Source organism: Gordonia sp. CPCC 206044, from assembly GCF_048537895.1.
Lineage (GTDB): Bacteria > Actinomycetota > Actinomycetes > Mycobacteriales > Mycobacteriaceae > Gordonia.
In genome coordinates this window covers 53,163-68,370 of the sequence record NZ_JBCLVL010000019.1, presented here as the reverse complement: position 1 = coordinate 68,370, position 15,208 = coordinate 53,163, and the positions used below count along the sequence as shown (strand labels likewise).

General features: G+C 68.2%; 12 protein-coding genes and 1 other RNA gene. 9 read left to right on the top strand and 4 right to left on the bottom strand.

All coding sequences use genetic code 11. From position 1 onward, the window contains the following. Positions 1-29 precede the first annotated feature (29 nt). The 6 genes from cobC (at position 30) to AAFP35_RS23400 (ending at position 5,757) form a co-directional block, all read left to right on the top strand. A complete protein-coding gene (cobC, locus tag AAFP35_RS23425) occupies positions 30-1,082 on the top strand; it encodes an Rv2231c family pyridoxal phosphate-dependent protein CobC (protein ID WP_419224070.1) in 1,053 nt (350 codons plus the stop codon). Then, positions 1,079-2,203 (top strand): Nif3-like dinuclear metal center hexameric protein, encoded by a 1,125-nt coding sequence (locus AAFP35_RS23420; RefSeq protein ID WP_419224069.1) that lies wholly within the window; start codon positions 1,079-1,081, stop codon positions 2,201-2,203. Before cobC ends, AAFP35_RS23420 begins: the two co-directional genes overlap by 4 nt. Before the next feature lie 205 nt (positions 2,204-2,408). Further along, positions 2,409-3,149 carry a zinc ribbon domain-containing protein gene (locus AAFP35_RS23415; RefSeq protein ID WP_419224068.1) on the top strand — a complete coding sequence of 247 codons (741 nt, stop codon included), beginning with the start codon at positions 2,409-2,411 and terminating at the stop codon, positions 3,147-3,149. Next, positions 3,146-3,817 carry a histidine phosphatase family protein gene (locus tag AAFP35_RS23410; RefSeq protein WP_419224067.1) on the top strand — a complete coding sequence of 224 codons (672 nt, stop codon included), beginning with the start codon at positions 3,146-3,148 and terminating at the stop codon, positions 3,815-3,817. Before AAFP35_RS23415 ends, AAFP35_RS23410 begins: the two co-directional genes overlap by 4 nt. Positions 3,818-3,889: 72 nt before the next feature. After that, positions 3,890-4,321, top strand: an RNA gene (gene rnpB, locus AAFP35_RS23405) — RNase P RNA component class A. Positions 4,322-4,338: 17 nt separating this feature from the next. Continuing rightward, positions 4,339-5,757, top strand: coding sequence for an RNB domain-containing ribonuclease (locus AAFP35_RS23400; RefSeq protein WP_419224066.1), 1,419 nt, complete (start codon positions 4,339-4,341; stop codon positions 5,755-5,757). 123 nt (positions 5,758-5,880) lie between these two features. Here the strand turns inward: AAFP35_RS23400 and AAFP35_RS23395 are convergent, their stop codons facing one another. The 3 genes from AAFP35_RS23395 to panB form a co-directional block, all read right to left on the bottom strand. After that, positions 5,881-7,377 carry a CHAD domain-containing protein gene (locus AAFP35_RS23395; protein WP_419224065.1) on the bottom strand — a complete coding sequence of 499 codons (1,497 nt, stop codon included), beginning with the start codon at positions 7,375-7,377 and terminating at the stop codon, positions 5,881-5,883. A 60-nt stretch (positions 7,378-7,437) separates the two neighbouring features. Beyond that, on the bottom strand, positions 7,438-8,403 hold the full coding sequence (pip, locus tag AAFP35_RS23390) for a prolyl aminopeptidase (protein ID WP_419224064.1): 966 nt from the start codon (positions 8,401-8,403) through the stop codon (positions 7,438-7,440). A gap of 99 nt (positions 8,404-8,502) precedes the next feature. Next, positions 8,503-9,363 (bottom strand): 3-methyl-2-oxobutanoate hydroxymethyltransferase, encoded by an 861-nt coding sequence (gene panB / locus AAFP35_RS23385; protein WP_419224063.1) that lies wholly within the window; start codon positions 9,361-9,363, stop codon positions 8,503-8,505. A 267-nt stretch (positions 9,364-9,630) separates the two neighbouring features. Between panB and glnA the strand changes: the two genes are divergently transcribed. The 3 genes from glnA (at position 9,631) to AAFP35_RS23370 (ending at position 14,766) form a co-directional block, all read left to right on the top strand. After that, positions 9,631-10,971 (top strand): type I glutamate--ammonia ligase, encoded by a 1,341-nt coding sequence (glnA, locus tag AAFP35_RS23380; protein ID WP_419224062.1) that lies wholly within the window; start codon positions 9,631-9,633, stop codon positions 10,969-10,971. 69 nt (positions 10,972-11,040) lie between these two features. Continuing rightward, positions 11,041-14,055 (top strand): bifunctional [glutamine synthetase] adenylyltransferase/[glutamine synthetase]-adenylyl-L-tyrosine phosphorylase, encoded by a 3,015-nt coding sequence (locus tag AAFP35_RS23375; protein ID WP_419224061.1) that lies wholly within the window; start codon positions 11,041-11,043, stop codon positions 14,053-14,055. A 72-nt stretch (positions 14,056-14,127) separates the two neighbouring features. Further along, positions 14,128-14,766, top strand: coding sequence for a heme oxygenase (biliverdin-producing) (locus AAFP35_RS23370; RefSeq protein ID WP_419224060.1), 639 nt, complete (start codon positions 14,128-14,130; stop codon positions 14,764-14,766). Positions 14,767-14,784: 18 nt separating this feature from the next. Here the strand turns inward: AAFP35_RS23370 and AAFP35_RS23365 are convergent, their stop codons facing one another. Further along, entirely contained in the window at positions 14,785-15,195 is a 411-nt protein-coding gene (locus AAFP35_RS23365; protein ID WP_419224058.1) for a hypothetical protein, read from the bottom strand. Positions 15,196-15,208: the final 13 nt, after the last annotated feature.

Sequence of the window (15,208 nt, the reverse complement as noted above, 5' to 3'; positions counted from 1 at the left end):
TTTCCATCGTGCACGTAGTCTGATGATCTATGACATCGGGGCTGTACGCACGGGATCGACACGGCGACGCCGACGCGCAGCCGGGGCTGGTCGACTTCGCGGTCAACGTCCACGGCGGACCGCCGGAGTTCCTGCGCAACGCACTCGTCGCACGCATCGACGATCTCGCCGGCTACCCGTCTGCGCGTGACGAGGCCCGGGCGGTCGACGCCATCGCGGCCGCGCACCGACGACCGCGCGACGAGGTGCTGTTGCTCTCCGGCGCCGCCGAGGGATTCGAACTGTTGCCACGCCTGCGGCCGACGCTCGCGGCGCTCGTGCAGCCGTCGTTCACCGAACCCGAACTGGCCCTGCGCGCGGCAGGCGTCCCGATCACCGATGTGGTGTTGACGCCGCCGTGGGAACTCACCCCGGACGTGGTCCCCGACAACGCGGACCTCGTGGTGGTGGGCAACCCCACCAATCCGACCTCGGTGCTGCACCCGGCGGCGACGATCGGGTCGTTGCGTCGACCGGGTCGGCTCGTCGTCGTCGACGAGGCATTCGCCGACATCACCCTCGGGCTCGCCGACGACGCGCACGAACCGGAGTCGGTGGCGTCCACCGGCGATGCCGACATCGTGATTCGAAGTGTGACAAAGACTTTCGGGCTGGCCGGACTGCGAGCGGGTTACCTGTTGGCGGCGCCGGAGCTCATCGCCCGGATGACCGTGGGGCGCCGTCCGTGGCCGTTGGGCACGCTGGCGCTGACCGCCCTCGCCGAATGCGTCGGGCCCGCCGGAACGGCATACGCACGCGCGGCGGCGCGCGCCATCGCCGCCGATCGCGCGGTGATGGTCGAGGGTCTCGGCAAGGCGGGCGTCGACGTGTGTGCGTCGCCGCGGGCCTCGTTCGTGCTGATCCGCATGCAGCGCGCCGTAGAGGTCAAGGAACGATTGCGCGACAAGGGATTCGCGGTGCGCAGCGCGGCGAACTTCGTCGGGCTCGACGACGAGTACATCCGTCTGGCGGTGCGTGACCCGGCGACGAGCCGAGCACTGATCGACGCCATCGAAGTGGTACGAGAGGAGATCGGCGCATGAACGCAGTGATCACCGGCGGTGACGTCATCGGCGTCCTGGACCGCACCTACCCGCCACGGTTGGCCGAGTCGTGGGATTCGGTCGGCCTGGTCTGCGGTGACCCGGCCGAGGCGGTCCGGTCGATCCTCGTGTGTGTGGACGTGACCGACCGGGTCGTCGACGAGGCCATCGGTCTCGGCGTGCAGATGATCGTCGCGCATCATCCGCTGCTGTTGCGGGGAGTGGACTCGGTGGCGGCCGACACGGCCAAAGGCCGTGTGGTGCATCGTCTGATCCGTGCGGGAATCGGACTGTTCACCGCCCACACGAATGCCGACCGCGCCCGGCCGGGCGTATCCGATGCACTGGCCGAACTGCTGGACGTCGTCGACGTCCGGCCGATCGTGGCGGCCCCGGCGACGCCGATGGACAAATGGGTCGTGATGGTGCCGGAAGGCAACGCCGAACAGGTCAGCGAGGCGATGTTCGCCGCCGGTGCCGGAGCGATCGGCGAGTACCGCGACTGCTGCTGGTCGGTCGTCGGAACCGGACAGTTCGAACCACTCGACGCGGCCAATCCGACGATCGGCATCATCGGCGAACACACCCGCGTCGACGAGGAGCGGGTGGAGATGGTCGCCGATCGCGGCCTGCGTCGGGCCGTACTGGCCGCACTGCGCAGCGCTCACCCCTACGAGGAGCCGGCATTCGACATCCTCGAACTCGCCGAGACCGAGAGCGATCTCGGCCTCGGCCGGCTGGGACGGCTGCCCACACCGGTCGGCGCGCTCGAGTTCGTCGAGTTCGCGGTCGAGCGTCTGGGCAGCCCGGGTGGTGTGCGGGTTGCCGGTGACCTCGAGGCCCGCGTCGAGACGGTGGCGGTGTGCGGAGGCTCGGGCGATTCGTTGTTGGACACCGTCGCATCGGCGCGTGCCGATCTCTATCTGACCGCCGATCTGCGTCATCATCCCGCCGACGAGAGTCTGCGGCGCGGCGGACCCATCCTGGTGGATGCCGGGCACTGGGCGACCGAGTTCCCGTGGTGCCGACAGGCCGCAGACGTTCTCACCGCGGCGCTGGGTGTGACGGTGACCGTGTACACCGAGCCGACCGATCCGTTCCAGACGGTCGGCCGGTCGTGAATGCGGACGTCCGAACCGGTCGCGTACCGTGTGGGGACACTCATCGCCGACGGTGACGACAGGCCGATTGGGACGACAGGCCGATCGGGACGACAGGCCGATCGGGACGACAGGCCGACCGGTGACGCCGGCCGATGGGGGAGAACAACACAGTGATGATCAACGGTGGCGTGCGCGTCGCGGTTCTATGGCGGAGGTGGACACGGTGAAGGTCGATGCCGGGATACAACGACGACTTCTCGATCTCGCCGATGCCGACGCCGAACTGGCGCGCCTGGCCCATCGCAGCACCCATCTGCCCGAGGACGCCGAACTCGCCGAGCTCGCCGAGAAGGTCGACGTCGCACGCGACGACCAGGTGCGCGCCGAGATCTCCGCGGAGGACCTGGCCCGCGAGTACCAGCGGATCGACGGTGAGGTCACCGGCATGAGCGCGCGGGAGGCCAAGGATTCGGCTCAGCTGACCGCCGGTGGTCTCGCACCGAAGGCGCTGTCGGAACTGCAGCACGAGCTCACCAGCCTGACACGGCGCCGGTCGGGTCTCGAAGAGGATCTGCTCGCGATCATGGAGCAGCAGGAGGCGGTGTCCGGTGAACAGCAGCGGGCGGCCGCCACCGTCGATCATCTGAACGCCGAGATCACCGCGACCAGTGAGCGCCGGGCGGCCGAGTTGGAACGGATCGAGGCCGATCGCATCGTCGCCGCCGAGCGTCGCGACGAACTGGCGGCCGACATCGTGCCGGAGTTGCTCGCGGTCTACGACCGACAGCGCGCCGCGGGCAAGATCGGCGCGGGACTGCTGCGGGCACGCCGCTGTGGCGCCTGCCGGATGGAACTCGACCGCGGCACCATCGCTGCGATCGCCGCGAAGCAACCCGACGACGTGGTGCGATGCGAAGAGTGCGGGGCGGTGTTGGTACGGACCACCGAATCGGGCCTGCCGTGACCGGCAGCGCGGTCGATGCGTCGTCGAAGGCGCCGAACTGGCAGGGCCAGCGTGCCGAGCCGACCAGGTTGCTCCTGTTGCGTCACGGCCAGACCGCGTTGTCGGCGCAGCGGCGCTACTCCGGGCGGGGCGATCCCGCGCTCACCGATCTCGGTCTGGCGCAGGCGGATGGGGCCGCGGCGCGACTCGGCGGCCGGACCGACATCACCGCTGTCGTGTCGTCGCCGCTGCAGCGCGCCCGCGACACCGCACAGGCGGTCGCGACCCGGCTCGGCATCGACGTCGAGGTCGACGACGGGTTCATCGAGACCGACTTCGGCGACTGGGAGGGCCTGACCTTCACCGAGGCGGCCGAGCGCGATCCGCGACTACACGGGCAGTGGCTGACCGATCCGGAGGTGTCCGCACCGTCGGGGGAGAGTTTCGCGCAGGTCGCCGACCGGGTGATCGCGGCGAAAGATGCTCTCCTGCAACGTCATCCGGGTCAGACGATCCTGGTGGTGTCACATGTGACCCCCATCAAGTCCCTGCTGCGCGATGCGCTGCGCACCGGACCCGAGTTGCTGTTCCGTCTGCACCTCGACCTGGCCTCGCTGTCGATCACCGAGTTCTTCCCCGACGGCGGGTCGGTGGTGAAGCTCGTCAACGACACCGGTCATCTGGACTGAGATCTTCTGGACTGAGATCTTCTGGACTGAGATCGTCACGGCGTCGGCGTCCGGCTATCCTTACGGTGCGAACGAGTCGGCCGGGCGGCCGCGGCGCGCGGAACGGTTCGGTCCTGCCGGACTCGCCGGGCGCCGAGGAAAGTCCGGACTCCGCAGAGCAGGGTGGTTGTCAACGGCAACCCGGGGTGACCCGCGGGAAAGTGCCACAGAGAACAGACCGCCGGTCGTGAGATCGGTAAGGGTGAAACGGTGCGGTAAGAGCGCACCAGCGACGCGGGTGACCGCGCCGGCTCGGTAAACCCCACCCGGAGCAAGGCCGAAGCGGGCACCGTGGAGCGATCCGCGTGTGCCCGTGCGCGAGTGTTCGAGGGCTGCTCGCCCGAGCTCGTGGGTTGGCCGCTCGAGGTACCCGGCGACGGTGTGCCCAGATGGATGGTCGCCGCCCGGCCCGCGGTGTGAACCGCGTGCCGGGCACAGGATCCGGCTTACACGCCGGCTCGTTCGCCCTAAGGTTCTACAGTGTGCAGCGCATCCTCTCCGCCCCGGACCTCGACTTCGATCTGATCCGTCACGAACTCGGCGTCGACGAGGACTACGGTGCGGCCGCCCAGTCCGAGGCCGATCATCCCGTCGACCGCTGCGCGACCGATCGTGCCGACCACACGGACCTGCCGCTGGTGACCATCGACCCGCCCACGTCGCGTGACCTCGATCAGGCCGTCCACATCACGGCCGACGCCGATGGTTTCCTGGTCCGCTACGCGATCGCCGACGTGGGTGCGCTGGTCGTCCCGGAGGGGGCGCTCGATGCCGAGAGTCGTCGTCGGGGCGCCACGATCTACTTCCCGGACCGCTCGGTGCCGCTGCATCCGCGGTCGCTGTCGGAGGGGGCCGGATCCCTGCTGCCCGAGCAGACCCGGCCTGCGGTCCTGTGGACCATTCGCGTCGGCGCCGACGGCGCACCCGGCGAGGTGTCGGTGCAGCGTGCGCTGGTGCGTTCGGTCGCGAAACTCGACTACGCCGGGGTGTCGGCCGATGCCGCCGCGGATCGTCTCCATCCGTCGATCGCCGCGCTGCCCGAGTTCGGCGAACTGCGACACCAGGTCGCGCTGGCGCGCGGCGCCGTGGAACTCGAGCTGCCCGATCAGGAGGTCGTCCGCGACGGCGGGCGATGGCGGCTTCGGCTGGCGCCGCGTACCCCGGCCGACGCTTGGAACTCCCAGCTGTCGCTGCTCACCGGGATGTGTGCGGGACAGATCATGGCCGATGCCGGGGTGGGACTGTTGCGGACGCTGCCGCCTGCCGATCCGGAGCGGGTGGCGGCCTTGCGTGCGTCGGCGGGTGCGCTCGGCGTCGACTGGCCCGAGGACACCACCGTCGGCCGGTTCCTGGCCGGACTGCCCGACGATCAGCCGAGCACACTCGGGCTGATGTCGGCGGGCGCGACGCTGATGCGTGGTGCCGACTATCTCGCCCTGCCCGCGCAGAACGGGACGCCGGCCAAGGACCGGATGCGCCACGCCGCCATCGGCGGCCTGTACGCCCACGTGACCGCGCCGTTGCGGCGCCTCGGGGATCGGTTCGCCACGGAGGTCTGTCTCGCTGTGACGTCGGGAAAGCCGGTGCCCGACTGGGTGTCCCGAGCCCTACCGACCTTGCCGAAGCTGCTGCGATCGGCTGATTCGCTCGCCTCCTCGGCAGATCGGGCGGCCATCGATCTCACCGAGTCGGTGCTGCTGGCCGGACGGGTCGGCGAGACGTTCGACGGCGTCGTGCTGCAGCCTGCCACCGAACACCGACCCGCCCAGGTGTTCCTCACCGAGCCCGCGGTGATCGCCTACTGCGACGGTGCCCCCGCACCGGGCCGACGGTTGTCGGTGGTGCTGGAGGAGGCCGATCCGTCGTCGCGGACGGTACGGTTCGCCCCGGCCCCGGGGTGAGTCGACCCGGTGTGAGTCGACCCGGTGTGAGTCGACCCGGGGTGAGTCGACCCGGTGTGAGTCGACCCGGGGTGAGTCGACCTGGTGTGATTCGAGTCGGGGGGTGCTGCGATCTCGCTGCGGTCAGAGGTTCTTGGCCGCCTTGCGGTAGGCGTCGATGGCCGCCCGGCCGTCGGCTTCCTGACGCGCGTCGATACGTCCGAGCACGAACATGTCGATGCCGGTCAGTTTTCCGGACGCGGCGATGGCACCGAGCCGTTCCCGATTGATCCGGGTGTCGTTGACGTCGCCGAGGGCAGACTGGATGTCCTTGGCGACCTTGCCGATCTTCCGGTAGCGCTTGCGGTCGAGTGGCTCGGCGGCATCGGTGCTGTAGCGCAGCCGTTTGGCACGCTTGCGGATGGTGTGCAGTTGTTCGGCCCATTCGGGTGAACCCTCGCGCAGGGTGGCGAGCTTGTCCTGCGCGGACCGGATGTGTTTGCGGCTCTTGGCGATCGCGCGGTCGACGGCGTCGACGGCGTCGCGCTCGGCATCCGGTCCGGGAGGCGGCGAGGCGATCAGTTCGTCGATGGCGTCGAGCATGGCGAAGTAGCGATCGGAGTTCATCGCGACGTGCGCGGTCGCGATCGCGCGATCGTGGATGGCGGACTCGGTTCCGGCCAGCTCCGCGCGCAACGCCGGGGAGGCGTTCTCGGCACGCAGCAGCGTCTCGTCGATCTCCAACTGCACCTCCGAATCCCGTGCCTCCCCGAGAATGCGTGCCAGCAGCTTCAATTCGTTGCTGAGATGTGCGGTCCGGTCGGCGTCGAGGACGGTGGGGAAGCCGGAGAACACGCTGCGCAGCCTGCGGCAGGCGACCCGCATCTGATGCACCGCGTCCTCGGCGTCGACGCGGACCAGCGGGTCATGGGCGATCAGCGAATTGCGGTGGATCGCGATGTCGGTCACGACCAGTTCGAGCGCCGTCGGACGTTTGCCCGTGTGCGGCTCGCGGACCCGAGGGGTCGCGCCGATGGCACGCGCCAGTTTCGACGCCGACGACGCCTCGCGGCCGCCACCGGCTCGCAGCAGTTTGTCGGCCGCCTTGAGCAGACGCGGATTCGCGTCGGTGCCCAACAGTTCGAACTCCCACTCCGACCATTCCTGGAAATGTCCACCGGGCAGGAGGGATTGGGCGGTGACCAGGTCCTCGGCGAACTCCGCCAGCGGGCGGGAATCCGCACCGAACAAGGTGGTGACGGTGCGTGTCGTCGACACGGCGGCGACACCGATCAGTGTGCGGGTGCGGGTCAATGCCACCACGGGGGTGAGCAGTGCCGCCGGGATGTCGCCGTCGGACGGCGCCTCGTCGAAGCCCACCCGCAGTTCCCGGCGCGCCCCGGCGGTGCCCGACGGCCGCTTGAGGTGCCACCCCTCGTCGTGCCCGCCGACGCGGCGGCGCATGGTGATCTTGTTACCGGCCAGGTCGAGGTTCTCGGTGTCGAAATAGGTGGCGTCGAGCCGGAAGGTCTCCGGTTCGGTGGCGCTCACCACCCCGGGCAGGGCACGCAGATCGGGAGCCGTGTGACCGGCATCCACGTCGAACTTCAGCTCCACTTCGATCTGTTCGGATGCGGCCACCGGTCCTCCTGTCGCCCGGGCGCGGGACCACCGCGCCGTGTTCTGTGCAGTGTAAGGCGCCTACGCCGAGCGATCAGCGAACTCGTCGGTGGCGGTGATCAGATGATGTTTGATGCCCGGCTCGAAGGAGGCGTGCCCGGCGTCGTCGACGATGTGCAGGCGGGCGGATGGCCACGCGCGGTGCAGATCCCAGGCGCTGCGCATCGGACAGACCACGTCGTAACGACCCTGCACGATCACCCCGGGGATGTGCGCGATGCGGTCGATGTCGGCCAACAGTTGACCATCGGTGAGGAAGCCGTGGTGGACGAAGTAGTGATTCTCGATGCAGGCGAACGCGAGGTCGAAGCGCGGGTTGTCGGCCTCGTCGGCATCCGGCTTTTTCGGCAGCAGGTGGCTGGTCGCCTGCTCCCAGCCGGTCCAGGCGCTCGCGGCGCGCTGTGCCGCCTCGGCGTCGGGCCCGGTGAGCAGCCGGTGGTAGGCGGCGACGAGGTCACCGTCGCGCTCGGCCTCGGGGATCGGCGACAGATACGACTCCCACAGGTCGGGGTAGATGTGTGCCGCGCCGCCGTTGTAGTACCAGTCGATCTCGCTACGGCGCAGCAGGAAGATGCCGCGCAGGACCAACTCGGTGACCCGATCCGGGTGGGCCTGGGCGTAGGCCAGACCGAGCGTCGAGCCCCAGGATCCGCCGAACACCTGCCACCGCTCGATGCCGAGATGCTCACGGATACGTTCGAGGTCGCCGATCAGGTGGTGCGTGGTGTTGACCGAGAGATCGGCACCGTCGGCGATGTGTGGCCGTGACCGGCCGCAGCCGCGTTGGTCGAACAGGACGATCCGATAGCGCTCGGGGTCGAAGAACCGGCGCTGATCGGGTGAGGTGCCACCTCCCGGCCCGCCGTGGACGAACACGACGGGCTTACCCGACGGGTTCCCCGATGTCTCCCAATAGATCTCCTGGCCGTCCCCGACGTCGAGGTGGCCGGAGTCGTACGGTTCGATCTCCGGGTAGAAATCACGCATGGGGCCACTGTATGTGCGCACCCTGCGTGATGCTCGGCCAGGCGCCACGCCGCGGGGCGACCGCTTCGATGACGCCCGGCCGGCGCCCCAGTCGCTGTGTCAGTAGCTGTGTTCCGGGGCGGGGAAGGTGCCGCGACGTACCTCGTCGGCGTAGTCGGCTGCGGCCGAACGCAGTTGCTCACCGACGTCGGCGAACCGCTTCACGAACTTGGCGGTCTTGCCGTGGGTCATGCCCGCCATGTCCTGCCAGACGAGGACCTGCGCGTCGGTCTCGTTGCCGGCGCCGATGCCCACCGTGGGGATGGTGAGCTTGCGGGTGACCTGTCCGGCCAGGTCGGCCGGGACCATCTCCATGACGACCGCGAACGCACCGGCCTCTTGCACCGCGATGGCGTCGGCGACCAGCTGGTCGCCCGCATCGCCACGTCCCTGGACCCGGTAGCCGCCCAGTCCGTTGACGCTCTGCGGGGTGAACCCGATGTGCGCCATGACGGGGATACCCGCGGCGGTCAGCGTGGCGATCTGGTCGGCGACCCGCTCGCCCCCTTCGAGCTTGATCGCGTGGGCGCCGGTCTCCTTGAAGACCTTCACCGCGGATTCGAGAGCCTGCTGACCGCTCGCCTCGTAACTGCCGAACGGCAGGTCGACGACGACCAGGGCATGCGGGGCGCCACGCACCACGGCGCGGGCGAACGGGATGAGTTCGTCGACGGTGACCGGGATGGTGGTGTCGTAGCCGAGCATCACGTTGGCGGCGGAATCGCCGACGAGCAGGACCGGGATGCCCGCCTCGTCGAAGACCCGCGCGGTCGAGTAGTCGTAGCAGGTCAGCATCGACCACTTGTCACCGTCGGCCTTCATCTGGGCCAGGTGCTGCACGCGGGTGGTGCGGCGGCGGGGAGCGGTGGATGTGTCATCGGCGGCCGGAACGGACGCGCCATACACCGAAGAATCCGACATCGTTGTCTCTTTTCTGCCTCGAGTCCTGGGCTGCAGGTACCCGGGTTGGGTTGGACGGCATCCATTGTTCCACCGGGGCATCACCGGAGAAACGCCTTGACCTATGGCTTTCCTCACAGGTCGACCATCGGGGCATGTGCGCGGACCGATCTCACACCGACTGCCCGCAATCTCAGATGTTGAGACTCACTCTGCAAAACCGCAGCAAGAGGAGTTCGAATTGTGCATGTAACACGGATTTAACAGCACACTTCTAAGGTCCGGAGCATGGATCGCCAAAAGGAATTCGTGCTGCGGACACTCGAAGAGCGCGACATCCGATTCGTGAGGCTGTGGTTCACCGACGTTCTCGGCTATCTCAAGTCGGTGGCGATCGCACCGGCCGAACTCGAGGGTGCCTTCGCAGAGGGTATCGGTTTCGACGGTTCGGCCATCGAGGGGTTCTCCCGGGTTTCGGAGGCCGACACGGTCGCCAAGCCGGACCCGTCGACCTTCCAGATCCTGCCGTGGACGACCTCGACCGGTCGGCACCATTCGGCGCGCATGTTCTGCGACATCGCCATGCCGGACGGCACCCCGAGCTGGGCGGATTCCCGGCATGTGCTGCGCAGGCAGCTCAACAAGGCCGCCGATCAGGGGTTCAGCTGCTACGTGCACCCCGAGATCGAATTCTTCCTCCTCAAGGACGCGCCGCTCGACGGCAGCGTGCCGATCCCGGCCGACGCGGGTGGCTACTTCGACCAGGCCGTGCACGATGCCGCACCGAACTTCCGTCGCCATGCCATCGAGGCGCTCGAGTCCATGGGCATCTCGGTGGAGTTCTCCCATCACGAGGGTGCCCCCGGCCAGCAGGAGATCGACCTGCGGTACGCGGATGCCCTGTCGATGGCCGACAACGTGATGACGTTCCGGTACGTCATCAAGGAGGTCGCGATCGGGGAGGGCGCCACGGCGACCTTCATGCCGAAGCCGTTCAGCGACCATCCCGGTTCGGCGATGCACACGCACATGAGCCTCTTCGAGGGCGACACCAATGCGTTCCACAATCCCGACGACCCGATGCAGCTGTCGGAGACCGGCAAGAAGTTCATCGCGGGAATCCTCCACCACGCCAGCGAGATCAGCGCCGTCACCAACCAGTGGGTCAACTCCTACAAGCGCCTCATCCACGGTGGTGAGGCACCCACCGCGGCCACGTGGGGCGGTGCCAATCGCTCCGCGTTGATCCGGTTGCCGCTGTACACGCCGAACAAGGCGTCGTCGCGGCGGGTCGAGGTGCGCAGCCCGGATTCGGCATGCAACCCGTATCTGACGTTCGCGGTGCTGCTCGCCGCCGGATTGAAGGGCATCAGCGAGGGCTACGAACTGCCCGACGAGGCCGAGGACGACGTCTGGGCGCTCACGCCCGCCGAGCGTCGCGCGATGGGTTATCGCGAGCTGCCGGGCAGCCTGGCCGAGGCGCTACACGAGATGGAGAACTCCGAACTCGTCGCCGAGGCGCTCGGGGAGCACGTCTTCGACTACTTCCTCCGCAACAAGTGGACGGAGTGGACCAACTACCGCAGCCTGGTGACACCGTTCGAGCTGCGCAACTACCTGCCGCTGTGACCCGATGGGCCGGGAACCACACCCGGCCCTGCCGCGACGCCGATGTGCTCGGGCGGCTACCTTTTTCCTGTGACATCACTTCGTGGGCGCGGCCGCGTCCCCAGCGCGGGGCGGCTCGGCCTGCTCGAGGTCTCCGCGCCGGAGCACCTCGCGGATCTTGCGTGGAACAACGACGATTCGATCGACGTGCTGTGGGCCCTGTCGCGGTCACCGGACGCCGACCTCACGCTGCGCGCACTGATCCGGATGAAGGGCGCGGTCGCCGACGGCGACTGGGCCGAGATCGATCAGCTCATCCGCACCGACAAAGGGTTCCGCGGGCGACTGTTCGCCGTGTTGGGCGCCTCCGACGCGCTGGGCGATCATCTGGTCGCGGAGCCGGCCAGCTGGCGCATGCTGACCAGTCCGGTCCTGCCCACCGTCGACGAGGTCTACGAACGGATGCTGGCGTCTGTCGGCGCGACACCGGAGGACGGTGAACTCGCCAAGGGCAACAAGATCTATCGCGCCGCACTCACCGGGCCGAAGGCCGTGGTGGCGTTGCGCAGTGCCTACCGTGACGTGCTGTTGCAGGTGGCCGGCCACGACGTCGCACCGACCGTCGAGGACGAGCCGGTGATCTATCTGCCGGAGGTCGGTGGATTCCTGGCCGACGCCGCCGACGCGGCGCTGACCGCAGCGCTGGCGGTGGCGGTCGCCGAGGTCTGCGGCGAGGATCCGCTGCCGGTTCGGATCGCCGTCATCGCGATGGGCAAATGCGGTGCGCGGGAACTGAACTACGTCAGTGACGTGGACGTCGTGTTCGTCAGCGAACCCGCGGACGGGGTCTCGGCGCGGATCGCAGGTGAGATGATGCGGATCGGCTCGCTCGCGTTCTTCGACGTGGACGCGGGGCTGCGGCCCGAGGGCAAGGCCGGAGCGCTGACCCGAACCCTGGAGTCGCATGTGGCCTACTACCGGCGCTGGGCCAAGACGTGGGAGTTCCAGGCGCTGCTCAAGGCGCGGGCCATGACCGGCGACATGGAACTGGCGGGACGCTACATCGACGCGGTCAGCCCGATGGTGTGGACCGCGGCCGAACGCGAGGATTTCGTCCCCGAGGTGCAGGGTATGCGCCGCAGGGTCGAATCGCTTGTGCCCGAAGAGCTTCGGGAACGAAATCTCAAACTGGGCAGTGGAAGCCTGCGCGACGTGGAGTTCGCGGTCCAGCTCCTGCAGATGGTGCACGGTCGGGTCGACGAGGATCTGCGGGTCAAGTCCACCGTGGACGCGCTCGGCGCCCTCACCGCGGGCGGATACGTGGGTCGCGACGACGGGGCGAACCTCACCGCGTCCTACCAGTTCCTGCGCCTGCTCGAACATCGTCTGCAACTGCAGCGGCTCTCCCGCACCCATGTGCTGCCCGCTTTCGACGACGAGGAGAACATGCGCTGGCTCGCCCGGGCCGCGCACATCCGTGCCGAAGGTGATCTCGACGCGACCGGAACCCTGCGGGCGGAGCTCAAGAAACAGCGGTCCCGGATTCGCCGACTACACGAGAAGCTGTTCTACCGTCCCCTGCTGGAGGCGGCGACCCGTTTCAACAAGGACGAACTCACCCTCAGCGACAAGTCGGCGGAGCGTCGCCTCGCCGCGCTGGGCTATGCGAAACCCGAACGCGCGCTGAGCCATATCCGCTCATTGGCGTCGGCGCCGCTGCGCCGTGGGCAGATCCAGTTGCTGATCCTGCCGTCGCTGCTGGAATGGATCAGCAACACACCCGATCCCGATGCCGGTCTGCTCAACTATCGACGACTGTGCGACGTGATGGACTCCGAGGAGTGGTTCATCCGCCTGCTCCGCGACGACGGTGTGGTGGCCGAGCGTCTGATGCATGTCCTGGGCACCTCGGAGTTCATCGCGAACCTGCTGATGCGCTCGCCGGAGGTCATCCATCTGTACTCCGACGGCGCCAACGGTCCCAAGCTGTGCGAGGTCGCGCCGGAAGACGTGGCCAAGGGGCTCATCGCCTCCACGATCCGGCAACCGGACCTCAAACGTGCTGTGGCGGCTGCTCGTTCGCATCGACGTTTCGAGCTCGCGCGAGTGGCCTCGGCGGACATCCTCGGCATGATGGACGTGCCCCACGTGTGTGCCGCCCTGTCGAGCGTGTGGGCGGCGGTGCTCAACGCCGCACTGCAGGCGGTCATCGCCGGTTCGGAGCGGGAGCGGGGCGCCCCTGCACCGGCGCGTATCTCGGTGATCGGCATGGGCAGGCTCGGCGGCGGGGAGCTGGGCTACGGCTCGGATGCCGACGTGCTGTTCGTGTGTCAACCGAACGAGGGAACCGACGAGGTGCCCGCGGTGCGGTGGGCGCAGACCATCGCCGAGAAGGTGCGCTCGATGCTCGGGTCGCCCAGCGAGGATCCCCCGCTCGAGGTGGACACCGGGCTGCGTCCGGAGGGTCGTAACGGACCGATCGTGCGGACTCTCGCGGCGTATGCGGCGTACTACGAACAGTGGGCGCAGCCGTGGGAGATCCAGGCGTTGCTGCGGGCCCATCAGGTCGCCGGAGACGAGGCACTCGGTATCGACTTCCTGCACATGGCCGATCGCATCCGCTACCCGGAGGGCGGTGTGTCGGCCGACGCGGTCAAGGAGATCCGTCGGATCAAGGCGCGGGTGGATTCCGAACGGTTGCCGCGCGGTGCCGACCCGGCCACCCACACCAAGCTGGGTCGCGGCGGTCTGGCCGACATCGAGTGGACCGTGCAGCTGATCCAGCTGCGCCACGCGCACAATCACCCGTCCTTGCACAACACGTCGACGTTGCAGTCGCTGGATGCGATCGGCGCGGCCGAACTACTGGGCGAGAACGATGTGGCGCTGCTGAAGGAGGCATGGCTGACCGCGACGGCGGCACGCAACGCGTTGGTGCTGGTGCGCGGCAAACCCGTGGATCAGTTGCCTGCGCCCGGCACGCAGTTGCGGGCGGTCGCGTATGCGGCCGGGTGGCCAGAGGACCAGGCGGCCGAGTTCCTGGAGAACTACTTGAAGGTGACCCGCCGGGCGAAGGCCGTGGTGCGCACGGTGTTCGGCGAATGATCGGCGCGTCGCGCGTGATACCCACCGCATCCGGTGGCGATATCACCACGACGTGGTAACACTGAGATCACCATGACGACCATTCCGCAGACCCGCCCGCCGCTGTCGGAGCGCCTCCGCGCGGCCACCGCGGTGGCCCACGACCGTGCCGAACGGGCGACCTTCGTCGACGATCTGATGTCCGGGCGGCTCGACGCCGACGGTTATCGACGGATGGCCGGACAACTCTTCTTCGTCTACCGCGCACTGGAGTCGGTGGCCGACGACCTGGCCGACGATCCGGTGGTCGGGCCGGTGATCGACGAGCGGCTGCGGCGCCTGCCTCGCCTGACCGAAGACCTCGCGTCACTCGGTGTGGACATCTCGGCCGTCGTCCCGCTACCGGGCGTTCGCGCCTACGTGGCGGCCATCGAGGCCACCCGCGCCGACCCGCCCCGGTTCGTGGCGCACCACTACACCCGCTATCTCGGGGATCTGAGTGGGGGGCAGGTCATCCGGAGTCGGATGAAACTCCACTACGGCCTCACCGACGCCGAGCTCGGGTTCTACGTCTTCGATGCGATCGTCAAGCTCAAACGCTACAAGGACGACTATCGCGAGACGCTCGACGGCTTGGTGCTCGACGACGCCGAGCACCAAGCCCTGATCGAGGAGGCGGTGGCGGCCTTCGGGTACAACGAGGCCATGTTCGCCGAACTCGGCACTCGCTGACCTGATCCGGCGCCCCGACTACTTCGCGGACTCTTCCTTGTTCTCCCTCGCCTGGCGGATGCCGGCCTTCACGAGCAGGTAGGGAACCAGGAGGGTGGCCAGAGCCGTCACCACCCACACCACCACGGTTGCGGCGATCCATGTTGTGACACCGTCGATCTCGATACCGTCGCTGCCGAGCAGGGTGGCCAACAGTAGGGCGACGAACGTCGAAACGAGCCCGACGCCACCGAGGAACGCCTCGGCATTCTTCGCGACGAACTTCGTGATGAAGGGGCCGAGGATCAACTGTGCGGCGGCGAAAATGACCACCGCGAACAGAAATCCACCCCAGTGGACGGTCATGTCGTCGAGAATCCAGGTGGCCACCAGAAGGCCGACGGCGGCCGAGATCAGGTAGACGAGTGCCCGGACGAGAATGCGGATCATGAGGTCATCGTAG

Coding starts and splice junctions, on each gene's coding strand:
- cobC (WP_419224070.1), top strand. CDS start 30: ATGACATCGGGGCTGTACGCACGGGATCGACACGGCGACGCCGACGCG.
- AAFP35_RS23420 (WP_419224069.1), top strand. CDS start 1,079: ATGAACGCAGTGATCACCGGCGGTGACGTCATCGGCGTCCTGGACCGC.
- pip (WP_419224064.1), bottom strand. CDS start 8,403: ATGCGTGATTTCTACCCGGAGATCGAACCGTACGACTCCGGCCACCTC.
- panB (WP_419224063.1), bottom strand. CDS start 9,363: ATGTCGGATTCTTCGGTGTATGGCGCGTCCGTTCCGGCCGCCGATGAC.
- glnA (WP_419224062.1), top strand. CDS start 9,631: ATGGATCGCCAAAAGGAATTCGTGCTGCGGACACTCGAAGAGCGCGAC.
- AAFP35_RS23370 (WP_419224060.1), top strand. CDS start 14,128: ATGACGACCATTCCGCAGACCCGCCCGCCGCTGTCGGAGCGCCTCCGC.
- AAFP35_RS23365 (WP_419224058.1), bottom strand. CDS start 15,195: ATGATCCGCATTCTCGTCCGGGCACTCGTCTACCTGATCTCGGCCGCC.